Raw genomic sequence first — 17,316 nt, forward strand, 5'->3', positions numbered from 1 at the left:
CGGCGTACCCGCCCTGGACGGCCCGCGCGGCATCCTGGCGTTCTTTCTGCTGACCGCCCCCCTGGCCAGCCTGATTGCCGCAACCTTGGGCGTGGCCTGCTTATGGTGGTTTGCCATGACCCCTACCGAGTTATTGGCGGCCGTCTGGCTGAATTGGTGGGTGGGCGACAGTCTGGGCGTAATCATCATCGGTCCGCTGATGTTTTGCCTGTTTGCGCAACCCAAAAAACTTTGGGCCAGTAGACGGCAAAGGGTCGCCTTGCCCTTAACCATCACCTTGTTGGCGCTGACCGTCACCTTCATGCTGGTTCAGCGGGCGGAACACGACCGGATTCAAATGGATTTCGACGCTCAGGCACAAATGATTAGTCGGAAACTGATCGAATACGGCGAAAATGCCATCGATAATAGCCTGGCCTTACGCGACCTTTATGTCGCCGCCGGCTCGGTGGATCGGCGGCAATTTGCCCGTTTTTCGCGGTCGCTGCTGGCCCGGCATCCGGAACTGCAAGCGTTGGAATGGCTGCCTAAGGTCACTCCGGCCGAACTGGCCGATTTCGAACGGCAAGTACAAACCGAAGGCTTTCCCGGCTTTAGAGTGGTCGAACGCAATGCCGACGGCTCGTTAACGCCCGTTAAAAGCCGCGCGGAATATTTCCCCGTCACCTATGTCGAGCCGATGCGGGGTAACGAGCCCGCCTTCGGCCTGGACTCGGCGGCCAATTCGCCGAGCCGGGAATCCAAACGGCGGGCGCTTGCCAGCGGCCAACCCAGCGTCAGCCAAGCCTCGACCTTGATCCAGGGCAACGGCACCGAGCAAAGCGTCTTGCTGTCCATTCCGGTTTTCGCGGATCCGGCCCGGCGCACCGCGCAAGATTTGACCGGTTTCGTTTCAGCCGTGATTTTACCGAAGCGCCTGGTTGAAACGGCTTTAAAAGAGCTGGACCTGCAAGCGTTCGCCATCACGATAACGGATACCGGCGCGCCTGCCGGGCCCGCCGTACTGTATCGAAAAGACGTCGCCCAGCCGATTCGGGCGGGCGGCGGACTGCAACCCTGGCAACGGGATTTTCCGTTCGCCGACCGTATCTGGCGGCTCGCCATCATTCCCGATACCCGCTTTCTTGGCGAGCGCAGTTCCCTGCTGCCCTGGTTTACCCTATTGAGCGGCTTGGGCTTTACCGGCCTGCTCGGCATTTTATTGCTGACCATCAGCGGACGCACGGCGCAAATAGAGACCTTAATCGATAGCCGCACCCGGGACCTGCAAAAAGCCAACACCGAATTGCAAGCCGCCGAACGGCATTTGCGCGAGTCGGAAGCCTATCTGCGCACCATTCTCAAGTCGGTGCCCGAGTGCATCATGTTGACGTCCTCCGAGGGCGAATTGCTGGACATAAACCCGGCCGGATTGGCTATCCTTGGCGCCGACGACCTGGAGCAGGTAAAAGCGCTTAAACCTTTAAATTTACTGTTACCCTCTTACCGGCAGACGTTTCTCGCGGCCGTCGAACAGGTATTTGCCGGCAAAAACCGTTCCTTGCTATTAGAGATCGGCAACTTTAAGGGGGACACCTGCTGGCTGGAAAGCACGCTGGCTCCGCTTCGCAACGATGACGGCCATATTACCGCCCTGCTGTGCATGGCCAGGGATGTCACGGAACGAAAAACGGCCGATGAACGGCTGAAATTGGCAGCACGGGTATTCGGCGAAGCCCACGAGGGTATTTTGATTACCGACGTCGCCGGTAACATTATCGACGTCAACCCCACTTTTTGCGACATTACCGGATACAGCCGGGACGAAGTGATCGGTAAAAAGCCCAGCTTACTCAAGTCCGGCCGGCAGGAACCTGCTTTTTACCGGGATATGTGGCAAGCCATTATGTCCGATCTGCATTGGCAGGGTGAAGTATGGAACCGCAAGAAAAACGGCGAACTGTATGCCGAGTTATTGAGCATATCGGCGCTGTGCGACGACCGGGGCCGGATTATTTATTTCGTCGGTTTGTTCTCCGACATCACTCAGATCAAACACCAGCAACAACTGCTGGAGCTGATGGCGCATTACGATCCGCTCACCCGCCTGCCGAATCGCACCCTGTTCAGCGACCGCCTGTCGCAGGCCATTGCCCGCAGCAAGCGCGACAAATTGCTGCTGGCGGTCTGTTTTCTGGACTTGGACGGCTTTAAGCCCATCAACGACCAACTCGGCCATGGCGCCGGCGACCAAGTGTTGATCGAGGTGGCCAACCGGATCAAACAAAACCTGCGCGAGGAAGATACCGTCTCCCGGCACGGCGGCGACGAGTTTGCCCTACTGCTGACCGGCCTGCATAGCGTGGATGAAATCAGTCAAACTTTGTCGCGTATTCACCAGGCCATTGCCGAAGCTTTTTTAATAAACGGCCAAACCGTAAACGTCGGCGCCAGTACCGGGGTCAGCGTGTTCCCGCTGGATGACGCCGATGCGGATACCTTGGTCCGCCATGCCGACCAAGCCATGTATCAAGCGAAATTGACCGGCAAAAACCGCTTTCGGCTGTTCGACGCTGGCCGGGACCAACTCTTGCTCGACCACCACAATCAACTGCACGAGCTGGAAGCCGCCTTCGCCAAACAACAATTCTGTTTATATTACCAACCTAAAATCAGCCTCAAAACCGGCCGGGTCACCGGCGTCGAAGCGCTGATACGCTGGCTGCACCCCGAGAAAGGCATGGTATCGCCGCTAAGCTTCCTGCCCGCCATGGCGGCCACCGAGCTGGAAATCGAATTGGGAAATTGGGTGATGGAGCAGGCATGGCAGCAATTGTATCTTTGGCACCGGCAGGGTTTGAAAATCGAAGTCAGCGTCAATATTTCCGCTTATCATTTGCTATGGCCGGGCTTTGTTTCGCATTTGGAGACCATACTGGCCAAGCATCCGCGGATTGCCTCGCATTATCTACAGCTGGAAATTCTGGAAAGCACCGCATTGGACGATTTGGCGGCGGTCAACCGCATCGTCAAAACCTGCCATGAAGCTCTGGGCATCGGCGCCGCGCTGGACGATTTCGGTACCGGCTACTCGTCGTTGACCCATCTGCGGCACTTGCCTGTGGACACGGTGAAAATCGATAGAAGCTTTGTGCGGGACATGCTTGACGATCCGGACGATTTCGCCATCGTGGAAAGCGTGATCGGCCTGAGCCAGGCCTTCGGCAACCAAGTCGTCGCCGAAGGCGTGGAAACCCAGGAGCAAGGCTTGGCCTTGTTATTATTGAGCTGCTATATTGCGCAAGGTTTTGCTATCGCCAAGCCCATGCCGGCGGACGAAATGGCCGATTGGATCAATCAATACCGGCCTTTTCCGCTCTGGCAGGCTTACGCCAATAGGGAGCTTTCGGCCGATCAAACCCAAATTGCCTTGCGCCGGCTCGATCTCCGGCAATGGCTGCAGCGGGTCAACCAATGCCTGACCGGCAACCAGAACAGCATGACCCACTGGCCGATCATGCATCCCCGTAAAAGCCAGTTCGGCCGCTGGCTCAGGCAAGTCCAACAGCAGGAACAGTATAATAAGGCTTGGCTGCGCCAATTGAGCGCTTTACATGAACAACTACTGCATAAAGGGGATGTGCTGATGCACCAGTTTTGGCAGGGCGAAGCGCAAGCAGCCCGGGCCGGTTTCATGGAGCTGGAAAAACTCCAACAACAACTGGATAGCTGCCTTAAGGAGCACGCCTGATTAAGCCATGGAACCTTTACCGTTAAAAGACATCCATTTACCCGAAACCATAGGCTGGTGGCCGCCGGCGCCCGGCTGGTGGCTGGCGGCCGTTCTGCTGGTTTTATCGATGCTGGCGGTTCGATACGCCTACCGCCGCCTGACCCGAAAAACCGCTATCAACCGCGCGCAAACCTTGTTAAAACAGCTACGCCAACACCCGGGCGACCCGTTGCAAACCCTAACCGCTGTATCGGCCTTGCTCCGCCGCGCCGCCATCAGTACGGATACGCGCGGCGGCGTGGCCGGCTTGCGCGGCCAGGCCTGGCTGGATTATCTGGACAGCAAACTCCCCGACACCCCTTTTAGCCGGGGCGCCGGCCGTTGTCTGGCCGATGCGCATTATCGTCCCACGGCGCCGGAACATATCGACCTCGAAGCCTTGTTCGCCTTGTGCGAACGCTGGTTAAAGCAACAGGGCAAGCCGTCATGATGGTGTTTCATTGGCCCTGGCTAGGCCTATTGCTGCCGTTGCCGCTTTTATTGCGCTGGCTGCTGCCGGCCAAGCCGCAAACCCGGCAAGCCGCGCTGATCGTGCCCTTTCTGGACGATCTGCCCGCCAACCCGCCCAGCGGTTTTAGCCGTCAACAGCGCTGGCCGCTACGCATGGCCGCGTTTGCCTGGATTTTTCTGGTTATTGCCTGCACCCGCCCGCAATGGCTGGGCGAGCCTTTGGAACTGGCCGTGAACGGCCGCGACCTGATGCTGGCCGTGGACGTGTCAGGCAGCATGGAGGAAAAGGACTTCGTCATTAACGATAAACGCTACGACCGGCTTACCGCTACCAAATACGTGGTGAGCGATTTTGTCAAACGCCGGGTGGGCGACAGGCTGGGTCTGATATTATTCGGTACCCAAGCTTATTTGCATGTGCCATTGACTTTCGACCGCCAAACCGTGGAAACGCTGCTTAACGAAGCCTTTATCGGTATAACCGAGGACGAACCGCAAACCTCCATCGGCGACGCAATCGGTTTGGCCGTCAAACGCCTGCAACATGAAAAAAGCGACAGCCGGGTAGTGATTTTGCTAACCGACGGCGCCAATACCGCCGGCGAACTGACGCCGCTGAAAGCCGCCGAGATCGCCGCCGAACATCACTTGAAAATCTACACCATAGGCATCGGCGCCGACGAAATACTGGTACGCAGCCTGTTCGGCACCCGCCGCGTCAATCCCTCCGCCGATCTGGACGAAAAAACCCTGCAAGCCATCGCCGACACCACAGGCGGCCGGTATTTCCGAGCCCGCAATACCGAGGAGCTGGAGCAAATCTATCAAATTCTGGATCAACTGGAACCGGTGGAAAAGGATAAACAGTTTTTCCGCCCGCGCGCCGAGCTGTACGTTTGGCCTCTGGCCCTGTCCATGGCGTTGGCCGCGTTGTTGGCCGTCAGCCGTTTGAGGTGGCGCTGATGTGGACCGCGTTTCATTTCCTGCGGCCCTGGTGGCTGCTGGCCATCGTCCCGGCCGCGGCGTTGCTGTACTTGCTGGCCCGGCACAAATACCAGCGCGGCGATTGGACGAGCGTCTGCGATGCGGAACTATTACCGTTCATCCTGCAAGACAAACCGGACCAAATCCGTCCCGGCGGCTGGTTCGCGGCCGCGCTGGCCTGCTTGCTGTGCATTCTGGCCTTGGCCGGCCCCACTTGGGAACGCTTGCCGAGCCCGGCCTTTCGCAACGATTCGGCGTTGGTGATTGCGCTGGATTTATCCCAATCCATGAACGCTAACGATATCAAGCCCAGCCGTATCAGCCGGGCCCGCTACAAAATCAGCGATATTTTGCAACAGCGCAAGGACGGCCAAACCGCATTGCTGGTGTATAGCGGCGACGCTTTTACCGTCACCCCGCTGACTACCGATACGGCCACCATCAATAGCCAAATAGAGGCGCTGACTACCGACATCATGCCGAGTCCGGGCAGCAACACCGGCGTTGCCATCGAAAAGGCCGCGGATTTATTGCACCAGGCCGGTCTGGCGCAAGGCGATATTCTGCTGGTGACTGACGGCGCCGATGCCGACGGCGCCCGCCAAACCGGCCGGCTGTTGGGCGACTACCGCCTATCGGTATTGGCATTGGGCAGCCCGGAGGGCGCGCCCATCCCGCTTCCCGGCGGCGGCTTTTTGAAAGACGCCCGGGGCAATATTGTGCTGGCCCGGCTGGATAGCGCGGCATTATCGCAACTGGCCGTCGACGGGCACGGTATTTTTCAGCAGGTTACCGCAGACGATGCCGACATCGAGCGGCTGGGCGGCTTATTTAATCAAGTAAAACGCAACGACCCCAACCAAAAAACCGATTTAATGCTGGAGCAATGGCACGAAGTCGGACCATGGCTGTTATTGTTGGTCTTGCCATGGGCGGCGCTGCACTTTAGAAAAGGTTTGCTGGCCCTTGCCTTGCTGTGCCTGTTGCCGCTGCCCAGACCGGCCTCGGCATTGGATTGGCACGGCCTGTGGCAAACCCCGGACCAGCGCGGCCAACAGGCGTTTCGGCAGCAACAATTCCAACAAGCGGCGGAACAATTCGACAACCCCGACTGGCGGGCCGCCGCCCAATATAAAGCCGGCCGCTTTCAGGAAGCGGCGGAAACCCTAAAAGACACCCGGAGCGCGGACGGCCATTACAACCGAGGCAACGCCCTGGCCAAAACGGGGCAATTGCAGGAGGCCTTACAAGCTTATCGGGAAGCGCTAAAGCTAGACCCCAATCACGCCGACGCCAAATACAACAAGGAGCTGCTGGAAAAACAACAGCAGGAACAACAGAAGCAGCAGAATCGGGATCGGCAGTCTTCAGATCCGTCATCCGAACAAAATAAACCGCAAGATCGGCAAAACGAGCAAGCGGAGCAGCCAAAGCCGGAGCGAAATCAGGATCAATCCCGGCGGCCGAACCAAGACCAACAGCCGCAAAAGCCGGACCAAAGCCAATCCCAGACGGCGGACAAGCCCGAACAAACCGAGGACAAACAACCGCAACCGGAGCAACAGACCGACAAACCGGACGACGCCCGCCGCGAACCTAAAAAACCCCAACCGAATCAGTCATCCAACCAGGAACAAGCGGCTCGGCCGGCTACCGAACTAGACGAAACCAAACGCGCCAACCAACAATTATTAAAACGCATTCCCGACGAACCCACCGGGTTGTTGAAACGCAAGTTCAAATATCAATACGGCCAGCGCGCCCCACCTCCCCATAGCGGCCCGGACTGGTAACCGCTAACTCGCCAGCCACGGGATAAGCAGGGCTCTCGGCTTGTAAGCGCGGGCCGTAAAGTTCCGTTCCGATGCCGTCCGCCGGCGGTTGCCGCTTGGTAAAAAGGGTATTTTCCCTCCACTGCGGCAACATGATGCAGGCGGGTTATTCTGAAAAAGTTATTGAAATAAGAAACTCAAAAACTTATGATAGAAATGGGATACGCAAATAATATTTTTCTTGAAAAATCAAGCGATAGCCGGCATTTTTCGAATTTTCCGCTCCGTCCGGGAAATATTCGGCGAATGTTATTTGGCCGAGCAAGTTTGTATTTATTCGATATTATTTTGCGTGCAATTTTCCGAATAACTTTTTCTCCGAATCCGCGTTGTCTTGGCCGGGCATGGACGCAAGCAAATGTTAAGCAAATACCCCGCGCCACGGCTCGGGACCGAATTCTTAATCCCCTTATTGAAACCTTACTACACGCAACGGCTGCTAAGCCGCGCGCAATTAGGCCGGTTTTACGGGAAGTAACTCATCACCCATCCTTTCAAAATGAAAACTAGTCGAATACTATTAATTGCCTCATGTTTAATCGCCTCGGCATGCTCATCGGAAAAAGAAACCGAAAAACAGCCCGAGAGCTATCAAGTCGTCAACCCCATCGTAAAAAATACCCCTTACACCAGCGAATATGTGGCTGAAATTCAATCGGTAAGATACGTCGAAGTCAGGAGTAAAATTAAAGGTTTCATCGAAAAAAACTATGTCGACGAGGGCCAAACAGTCGGCAAGGGCCAACTGTTGTTTAGCCTGAGTTTTATGGAACACGAAAAGGAACTGCAAAAAGCCAACGCCGATTATAAGGCGGCCATCGCCGATTTAAAGGCTTCCGAAGTCGAATTGGCCAACGTCAGGCGCTTGGTGGAAAAAAATATAGTTTCGAACACGGAGCTTGAAGTATTGGACGCCAAGATTAACGCCTTAAAGGCCAAGGTAGAGGAAGCCCAGGCCAATAAGGAGCAGGTGGCTTTACACTTGGCTTTTTCGCAGATTAAGGCCCCATACGACGGCGTCATCAACCGTATCCCGCACAAAGTCGGCAGCTTGATCGAGGAAGGCGACATGTTGACCTCCATTTCCGACAACAGCGCGATATTCGCTTATTTCAACCTCTCGGAAGTCGATTATCTGAATTATATTTCCAATAACGAAGAAGAAATGAAAATCGTCAGCTTGCGGCTGGCCAATAATGAGCTATACCCCCACAAAGGTAAAATCGAAATGATCGAAAGCGAATTCGACCGGCAAACGGGCAATATCGCTTTCCGGGCCAGATTTCCGAATTCGGAAGGCATGTTAAAACACGGCGCCAATGGGGAAATTATTATCAATAAAGAATTGAAGAATGCACTGATCATTCCGCAAAAGTCGACCTTCGAAATTCAGGAAAAACTGTATGTATTCGTAGTCGATAAAGATAATACGTTAAAACAGCGCAATATTACGCCGAAAATGCGCTTTCCCGATTATTACGCGGTCGAATCCGGCTTAACCAAAGAAGACAAAATAATATTCGAAGGGGTGGAAAACTTAAAGGACGGCGAAAAAATACAACCTGTCATTATCGATTTGGCGCAAGCCATGTCGCAAAATAAACACGATTAACCGGGCCGGACAAACTATTATGACGTCTAAATTTATTCACCGCCCGGTATTGTCCATTGTGATATCGGTGCTGATTACCTTGCTGGGTTTATTGTCCCTGACTCAATTGCCCGTTACCCAATTTCCGGATATTGCCCCGCCCGAGGTCAATGTCAATACCAAATTTACCGGCGCCAACGCGGAAGTGGTGGTTAAAGCGGTTATCACGCCGCTGGAGCGGGCCATCAACGGCGTACCCGGCATGGCCTATATGACATCCGTCTCCGGCAATGACGGCAGCGCGGCCATTCAGATTATTTTTAAAGGCGGCACCGATCCGGAAGTCGCCGCGGTCAACGTGCAGAACAGGGTGTCCACGGTTCTGGACGAACTGCCAGTAGAAGCGATCAAGGCCGGGGTTATCGTCGAAAAAGTGCAGAACAGTATGCTGTTGTACATCAACATCCTCAGCGACGACCCCACGCTGGACGAAAAATTTCTGTTCAACTTTACCGACATCAATGTCCTGAAAGAACTGAAACGTATCGAAGGGGTGGGTTTTGCCGAGATTTTGGGCGCGCGCGAGTACGCCATGCGGGTGTGGCTAAAGCCGGACAAATTGTTGATGTATAACATCTCGGCGACGGAAGTCATCGACAAACTCAGAGCGCAAAACGTTGAGGCCGCGCCGGGTAAAATCGGCGAAAGCTCCGGCAAGGAGGCGCAAGCGCTGCAATACGTTTTAAAGTACACCGGCAAGCACAACACACGGGAGGCCTACGAAAACATCGTCCTGAGCAGTACGGAAGAAGGCGAGATCCTGCGCCTGAAGGATGTGGCCGACGTCGAATTCGATTCCAAGGATTACAACGTGCTGTCCAAGGAAAACGGCCAGCCTTCCGCCGCCATCCTGTTAAAGCAACGGCCGGGTAGTAACGCCAAGCAGGTTATCGACAATCTCAAAGCCACCATGGCGGAAATCAAGGCCAACTCTTTCCCGCCGGGCATGGACTACACCCTAAGCTACGATGTGTCCGAGTTTTTGGACGCCTCCATCCACGAGGTGCTGAAAACCCTGCTGGAAGCCTTCGTGCTGGTGGCCTTGGTGGTGTTCATTTTCCTGCAGGATTTTCGTTCCACGCTCATCCCGATTATCGCCGTGCCGGTATCGCTGGTCGGCACCTTTTTCTTCATGCAATTATTGGGGTTTTCGCTCAACCTGATAACGCTGTTCGCCTTGGTACTGGCCATCGGCATCGTGGTGGACAATGCGATTGTGGTGATCGAAGCGGTACACGCCAAAATGGAACATACCAGCATGGGACCGCGCCGGGCCACGGAACACGCCATGCGCGAAATCAGCGGGGCTATTATTGCCATAACGCTGGTGATGTCGGCGGTGTTTTTACCGGTCTCCTTCATGGGCGGTCCCGAAGGGGTGTTTTACCGGCAATTTTCCCTGACCATGGCGATTTCGATTGTGCTGTCGGGGATTACCGCCTTGACGTTAACGCCGGCACTCTGCGCGGTATTCCTGAAGAAACACCACCACGAGCCGGGCCAAAAAAAATCGGTCTTGCAAAAATTCTTCGACGGTTTTAACCGGCGCTACAACGGGCTGTCCGAGCGTTATCAAAATCTGATCCGCCTGATCGCCAACCGGCGCATCGTCACCTTCCTCATCTTACTGGGCTTTTCCGTCGGCGCCGGTTTAATCGGACGCGTCGTACCGACCGGTTTTATTCCGGAAGAAGACCAGGGCACCATCTACGCCAACATCACCGCGCCTTCCGGCGCCACGCTGGAGCGTACCGAAAAAGTGTCGAATGAAGTACAACAGGTCGCTTCCAGCCTGGATAGCGTCAAATCGGTTTCCGGCCTGGCCGGATTCAGCCTGCTTTCCGAAGGCACCGGCGCGGTTTACGGCATGAACCTGATCAGCTTGAAAAACTGGGAGGAACGGGAGGCGTCCGATAAGGACATCATTCGCGAATTGGAAGAGAAAACCCGCCACATCAAGGACGCCAGTATCGAGTTCTTCACGCCGCCGCCGGTACCGGGCTACGGCAATTCCAGCGGCTTTGAAATGCGGCTGCTGGACAAAACCGGTTCGGACGATCTTCGGCAATTGCAGAAAGTGGCGGACGCTTTTGTGGAAACGCTCAATCGACGTCCGGAAATTAACAACGCCTTTACCACTTTCAATGTCAGTTTCCCGCAGTTTTTACTGCATATCGACACCGATAAGGCGGCGCAAAAGGGGATAACCGCGGACAATGCCATGAGCACCCTGCAAACCCTGATCGGCAGCGAATACGCCACCAACTTCATCCGCTTCGGACAGATGTATAAAGTGATGGTGCAGGCCTTGCCGGAATACCGCGCCCAACCCGACGACTTGTTAAAACTTTACATCAAAAACGACGCCGGTCACATGGTGCCGTTTTCGTCATTTTTAAGCGTGGAAAAGGTTTACGGCCCCGAGCAGATTACCCGTTACAACATGTATACCGCCGCCATGGTCAACGGCCAGCCGGCGCCCGGTTATAGCAGCGGGCAGGCAATTGCGGCCATTAAAGAAGCGGCCGCGCAAACTCTGCCGAAGGGCTTCGGCTACGATTGGGCCGGCTCGTCGCGCGATCAGGCCAATGCCGGCAACCAAGCCATTTATATTTTCCTGATTTGCCTGGTTTTCGTTTACCTGCTGCTGGCCGCGCAATACGAAAGCTTCCTGCTGCCTTTCGCCGTGATTTTTTCGCTGCCGATAGGCGTGTTCGGCGCCCTGTTTTTACTGATGGCGATGGGGCTGGAAAACAATATCTACGCGCAAATCGCCATGATCATGCTGATCGGTATTCTCGGTAAAAACGCCATCTTGATCATAGAATTCGCCGTATTGAAACATAAGGAAGGCAAATCGTCCTTCGAAGCGGCCATCGAAGGCGGCGTGTTGCGTTTGCGGCCTATTTTGATGACCTCGTTCGCATTTATCGCCGGCTTGATTCCGTTGATGTTTGCCTCGGGCGCCGGCGAGATCGGCAACAACACTATCGGCTCCGCGGCGGCCGGCGGCATGATTTTCGGTACCATTTTCGGCGTCATTATTATTCCGGGCTTATATGTGGCTTTTGCCGGCATTCAAGATAAGCACCATCACAACGGCAAGAAAGAAGAAGCCCCTTTTACCGAAACTTTTTAATTGTTCAATGAAGCGTACATACTCCCCCTCTTTAGCTATTTCCCTGTTGGCATTATCGATACAGGGCTGCGGCCTGAATACCGACCTATCCATCCGGGAACAACCCATCCCCGCCGATTTTCCCGCCCCGCAGGAAAACCGGCAGGCCGCCAAGGTAACCGACATCAACTGGCGCGAGTACTTTGCGGATCCGCATTTGCTGAGTTTGATCGATACGGCGATCGGCAATAACCTCGATATGCAGATTGCCCTGCAGCGCATAGAAACGGCCCGCTCCAGCGTGAAGCTGGCCAACGGCGCCATGCTGCCGAAAGTCGAGTTGCTGGTCGGCGGCAGCATGCGGAAATTCGGCCTGTACACCATGGACGGGGCCGGTAACGACTCGACCCAAATTACCCCCGGTAACACCGTGCCGGAGCATTTGCCGGACATGTTTGTCGGTTTACAGTCGTCCTGGGAAATCGATGTCTGGGGCAAATTGGAAAATCAGCGCAAGGCAGCCGCTTCGGAATATTTGGCGAGTATCGAAGGCACCAACTTCGTCATATCCAATTTGGTATCCGATGTCGCCATTCACTATAACGACTTATTGGCACTGGATAATGAACTGGAATTTATCCGGCAAACCATAGGCAAGCAGCAAGAAGCGCTGGATGTCATCAGATTGCAAAAAGAGGCCGGCAGAGCCAATGAATTGGCGGTGCAGCAATTCCTGGCGGAGTTGCTCAGCATGCAGGTACTGGAAACCAACGTTCTGCAGCAAATCACCGAAACCGAAAATAAAATCAATTACTTACTCGGCCGTTTCCCGCAAGCGGTTGAAAGAACCAAACACGACTTTTTTAAAGAAAACTCGCATGAAATTTCGGTGGGCATCCCTTCGCAACTACTGGAAAACCGCCCCGACATACGGGCGGCGGAATTTCAGATTGAAGCGACTAAGTTCGATTTAAAAGCCGCAAAGGCGGCTTTTTACCCAAATTTCAATATTACGGCCACCTTCGGTTTTCAAGCCTTCGACCCGCAGTTTTTATTTACCTCGCCGGCTTCAATCGCCTATTCGGTTATGGGCACATTGATCGCGCCGCTGATTAACATGAAAGCCCTGGAAGCGCGTTTCAATACGGCCCAAGCCAATCAATTGAGCGCAATGTATAATTATCAAAAAACCATTCTGAATGCCTATGTCGAGGTGGCCAACCAACTGGCCAATATTAAAAACTTGCAGCAAATCAATGCACTCAAAAAGCAGCAAAGCGAGGTCTTGAAACAGTCGGTCGACGTTTCCAAGGAACTATACCGGTCGGCCAAGGCCAGCTATTTGGAAGTGCTGATAGCGCAACAGAGTGCGTTGCAATCCAATATCGAATTGATCAACGTGACCAAGCAGCAGCGTATTGCCCGAATCAATCTGTACAAGGCCTTGGGCGGAGGATGGCAATAATGGCATGGCGGCTTTCGGTTAGCTTGGTTGAGGCGATAGCCGATTTAATGCGTTCCGGGAAATCATACTTTTATGCCGATGCCGAATAGTTGCAATACCGTAAAGTGGCTTTTGGCGGTGTCCGGCTGGCTGCTGGCCTGCGCGGCGCTGGCCGCCGACATCCGGGTCAGCATCGATCGCAACCCCGTCGGCCTGAACGAGTCTTTTCAAATTACCTTTACCGCCGCGGAAACGCCGGACGGCAATCCGGACTTCACCCCGCTGCGGGCCAATTTCGAGATTTTGAACCAAGAACGCAGCACCAATATGTCTTGGGTAAACGGTAAAAGCAGCCGTACCGAACAATGGGTTGTCAGCGTGATGGCCAAGCAGCCCGGCGAATTATTGATCCCGCCGATCGCTTTCGGCGCCGATAGCAGCCAACCCAGTAAAGTGTCGGTGAGCGACGCTTCGCAAGCGCAACCCGGCGGTAACGACGAGGTATTTCTAACAGTAGAAGCCACTCCCGACAAGCCTTACGTGCAGTCCCAGGTGTTGTACACCTTGAAATTGTATAGAAGAGTGCAGATTACCCAAGCCAGCCTGAACGACCCGGAAATCAAGGACGCCTTGGTGGAAAAATTGGGCGACGACAGCACTTACAGCACGCAGATTAACGGCATGGACTATTGGGTAACGGAACGCAAATACGCGATCTTCCCCCAACAAAGCGGCTTGTTTACCATAGCCCCGCTGACATTGACCGCCGAAGTCGTTAGCAACGCCAACAATCGCCGCCCGCGCTTCAACGGTTTTTTCAACCGCCAGATTACCGAAACCCGCCGGGTATCCTCCGATGCCATTACCCTAAATGTATTACCGGTACCGCCGAGCTTTACCGATCCGGCTTGGTTAAGCGCGGAGTCATTGGAACTCAAGGAAACCTGGTCCGCCCAGTCGCTACAGTCCAAGGTTGGCGAGCCGCTGACCCGCACCATTACCCTGACCGCAAAAGGCGCAACAGTAGGCCAGTTGCCGGAGTTGTCCAAACCCCCGGCCATTCAAGGCATTAAGACCTACCCGGATCAACCTTTGTTGAAAGAAGATAAGCAAAGCGACGGTTTAATCGCCGTACGGGAAGAAAAAATCGCTTATATTGCCGGCCAACCCGGTCGATATACCTTGCCGGCCCTGGCTATCAGCTGGTTCAACACCAAAACGCAACAAACCGAGGTGGCCCGCCTGCCCGCGTTTGAATTGACTGCCTTGGGCGCCAGCGGCAACAGCCAAGCCGCTATGCCGGACACTCAACCGCAACAGCAACCGGCCGCCGAAAAGCCCGGCCCGGATGTATCCGGCAACGCTTTGTTTTGGCAAGCTTTATCGGGATTTTTAGGGCTCGGCTGGCTAACGCACCTGTTATGGCTTTATCGCCGCGCCAAGATCCCCCGGGTTTCGGAGCCTCTCCAGTCCGAAAAACAAGCCAAGTCCGACCGGCAAAAACCACTGAAAACCGCCTGCCTGCATAACAATCCGCAAGCAGCCAAGCAGGCCTTGTTGGAATGGGGGAGACAGCATTTTGCCGCGGATAATCTAACCGCGCTTGCCGACCGCTGTGCGGAGCCGTTGCGGGCGGAAATACAGTTATTAAATCAATATCTGTATTCCGCCGCCCAAACCGACTGGGACGGGCGGCCGCTCTGGGATGCGTTTAGCAAAACCGGCATAGCCGCAAAGACCCATGCCGAACCGGACGAGGTTTTAGCGCCGCTGTATAAAATTTAGGCGCCCAAAACCGGTAACGCCGGCCGGTTACCGGCAAACCCCGCTCATTTTACCACTGGGATTCGCCGGTCTCCGGGTCGTACATTTCATGCGATATTTTATGCCGATTGGCTATTAATTCCTCAATGCTGGGCGAATTGCTCATGGCCCGCTGTATGGCCAATTTCATGGCCTCATAATTAGTCCGATACAGATCTTTCCGGTCCAGATTCGGATTGGATGCGCAGGCGGGATCTATCCAGAGCATGGCAATGATGCATAACTCGTTAGCTTGCAAGCGAGGTATCACGCCGTCGGCGACACAGTCTATCACCGCGTCGGCCACGGCCGATTGCACGGGGCCACCCAACAGGTTAACGTAAGCCGAGGATTTGATCGTGACCTTCGGCACGATAATAGTGGCCGGCCGCACTTGCTGATTACAGGCTCGAATAGCGAACATGCGCGTGTGTCCCTCGGTTTGCCCCATCAAATTGGCAAACGCATGCCCGGCCGGCCCCTTAACGTCGCCGATCAAGATTTCCGGCATGGCATCGGTCCCTTGTCCTTCGCTGGAAAATACGGTGGCTTCGCCGGTTCTGAACCAATATGAATCTGACATGGAATTATCCTTATGCTGGTTGAGTAAAGCGCTCATTCTATGCCCTCGATCTCGTAATCGGCAACAGCCGGTCATTATTAGAGTTATGGGCATTAACGAAAAGCTGAGTTTATGAGCGCTTTATACTGGTAAGGCCATGTCCAAAGCGTAAGCTCCTCGCTAATAACGAGGAAAAGCCAAAGTAGTGAAGCGGGAGATTGAAAAATGCGGAATCGCGGAAAAAGACAAACGCCAGTTTAAAGTGGAAGGGGATAACAAATAGGCCGCTCCGCAAGTACCTGGACTTGCGGAGCGGCGGTTAACCCTTATTTCAGATTAGGGCAATCGATGTATTCTGGATGAGAGGTAATGACGATGGCAACACGATGTTCTTGATTCGGTGTGTTATCGGGACCTGACGCCTCGCCAATCGCTTTGACATCCAACTGACTAGGTCTTGCCCCTTTGCCAATTAAACGGTCGGCCACCGCCTTGGCCCGTCTCTCGGATAAAGCCTGATTGGCGGCCGGCTTGCCCACGGTGTCGGCTGACGCGGTAACGGTTGCGGTCGCATCGGGATGATGGTGCAGCCAATGGCCGATGTGCTGAATGGCGTTATCCTTCACTTTAAAAGGCACCGCACTGCCGGATTTGAAGTAGGCCACGGTTTCATGAAGCGCTTCTTCCATGTGGTGGTTTTGCGAGTGCACTTCCGTCAACCACAGGCACATCTCCTTTTCGGATGCTATACGGTGCTCGGCGGCCGATTTTGCCGCATCCAGGCCCTTTTGTTTTTCGTTGATGTTCCAGTACCAGTCTTTCTCGATATGGCTCAGTACCTTGTTGGCATCTTCCAGGGCTTCTTCGGACATTTCCTCGTGCAGCATCGCTTGCCCATAGTGGCCCGCTCTTGCCGTATCGATTTCGGCTTTCAGATCGGATGAATCCATTTTGGGTGTTGAACAAGCAGTCAACGCGAGAGCCAAAGCCGCAAGCGGCAGGTATAAATGTTGTTTTTTCATGATGTTATCCTCGTGATTCAATTAGTCGTAATCGTTTACTCGCCATCGTCCAATGGACCGTAAGTGGTCCAATAGCCTGGATAATGCAAACCGAAATAACGACTGTCCTCACTGAACCGATCCCAGACATAAGCAGGCGCGGCAAATTCCTTGGTTGGAATCGGGGAGGTCACCAGCTCGGCAGTCCCGACCAAGGTACGTCCGACAGTATGTCCAACCCCGCGCAAAAGTCCCCAGCTCATACCGACAAAAATATTTTGTTCGCTCGAGATGTTGATAATGTTTTTGGGGATTTCGACAAACCCAAAAGCAATATTTGCCAAGCCTTGGCTAACTTTGTTGGAAAAGCCCTGAATATAACTTTCCGCATGAGCAGCTGGTGCCGCCATTAATGCGCCGGATAAAACGCAGGCGGCCAATATTTTATTTTTATTCATGAGTAGCTCCTTGTTTTACAGATTTATACCGCCCGATACCGCGCGGGCCGGCACGAAAAAAAACTTGCAACGGTTGTTTCGACCTTTCAACCCTAAGCATAGACGCTAACCGCAAGATTGGAAAGGCTGTAACGCAACAATGCTCCCTAATACGGGAATTTGTCAAATTTGATTTACCCGAAATTGCACTACATTTGGGGCTTGAAACTATACCGGGATTTTATGCGCCCGCCGATATGTT

The 17,316-nt window shown here is 54.3% G+C and carries 11 protein-coding genes; 8 read left to right on the forward strand and 3 right to left on the reverse strand.

What is annotated here, in order from left to right; all coding sequences use genetic code 11:
- The 8 genes from NP596_RS00670 to NP596_RS00705 all read left to right on the forward strand — a co-directional run.
- Positions 1–3,730, forward strand: a 3,730-nt coding sequence (locus NP596_RS00670) for a bifunctional diguanylate cyclase/phosphodiesterase (RefSeq protein WP_256613273.1), incomplete at its 5' end; no start/stop codon positions are given.
- 7 nt (positions 3,731–3,737) lie between these two features.
- Positions 3,738–4,202, forward strand: a complete 465-nt coding sequence (locus NP596_RS00675; RefSeq protein ID WP_256613274.1) for a DUF4381 domain-containing protein — start codon at positions 3,738–3,740, stop codon at positions 4,200–4,202.
- Positions 4,199–5,185 carry a vWA domain-containing protein gene (locus NP596_RS00680; RefSeq protein WP_256613275.1) on the forward strand — a complete coding sequence of 329 codons (987 nt, stop codon included), beginning with the start codon at positions 4,199–4,201 and terminating at the stop codon, positions 5,183–5,185. The genes NP596_RS00675 and NP596_RS00680 overlap by 4 nt, the downstream gene beginning before the upstream one ends.
- Positions 5,185–6,999, forward strand: coding sequence for a VWA domain-containing protein (locus NP596_RS00685; protein WP_256613276.1), 1,815 nt, complete (start codon positions 5,185–5,187; stop codon positions 6,997–6,999). Before NP596_RS00680 ends, NP596_RS00685 begins: the two co-directional genes overlap by 1 nt.
- Before the next feature lie 538 nt (positions 7,000–7,537).
- Positions 7,538–8,650 carry an efflux RND transporter periplasmic adaptor subunit gene (locus NP596_RS00690; RefSeq protein WP_256613277.1) on the forward strand — a complete coding sequence of 371 codons (1,113 nt, stop codon included), beginning with the start codon at positions 7,538–7,540 and terminating at the stop codon, positions 8,648–8,650.
- Between the two features lie 19 nt (positions 8,651–8,669).
- Entirely contained in the window at positions 8,670–11,828 is a 3,159-nt protein-coding gene (locus NP596_RS00695; RefSeq protein ID WP_256613278.1) for an efflux RND transporter permease subunit, read from the forward strand.
- Between the two features lie 7 nt (positions 11,829–11,835).
- Positions 11,836–13,272, forward strand: a complete 1,437-nt coding sequence (locus NP596_RS00700; protein WP_256613279.1) for a TolC family protein — start codon at positions 11,836–11,838, stop codon at positions 13,270–13,272.
- Between the two features lie 78 nt (positions 13,273–13,350).
- Positions 13,351–15,036 carry a BatD family protein gene (locus tag NP596_RS00705; protein ID WP_256613280.1) on the forward strand — a complete coding sequence of 562 codons (1,686 nt, stop codon included), beginning with the start codon at positions 13,351–13,353 and terminating at the stop codon, positions 15,034–15,036.
- Positions 15,037–15,085: 49 nt separating this feature from the next.
- Here NP596_RS00705 and fae read toward each other — a convergent pair whose 3' ends face one another.
- The 3 genes from fae to NP596_RS00720 form a co-directional block, all read right to left on the reverse strand.
- A complete protein-coding gene (gene fae / locus NP596_RS00710) occupies positions 15,086–15,637 on the reverse strand; it encodes a formaldehyde-activating enzyme (protein ID WP_256613281.1) in 552 nt (183 codons plus the stop codon).
- Positions 15,638–15,942: 305 nt separating this feature from the next.
- The gene (locus NP596_RS00715; RefSeq protein ID WP_256613282.1) at positions 15,943–16,638 is read right to left on the reverse strand and encodes an OmpA family protein; all 696 of its coding nucleotides are present in this window, start codon (positions 16,636–16,638) and stop codon (positions 15,943–15,945) included.
- Positions 16,639–16,673: 35 nt separating this feature from the next.
- On the reverse strand, positions 16,674–17,075 hold the full coding sequence (locus tag NP596_RS00720) for an exosortase system-associated protein, TIGR04073 family (RefSeq protein ID WP_256613283.1): 402 nt from the start codon (positions 17,073–17,075) through the stop codon (positions 16,674–16,676).
- Positions 17,076–17,316 lie beyond the last annotated feature (241 nt).

The sequence above is a fragment of the Methylomonas rivi genome (genome assembly GCF_024505165.1).
Classification (GTDB): Bacteria; Pseudomonadota; Gammaproteobacteria; order Methylococcales; family Methylomonadaceae; genus Methylomonas; species Methylomonas rivi.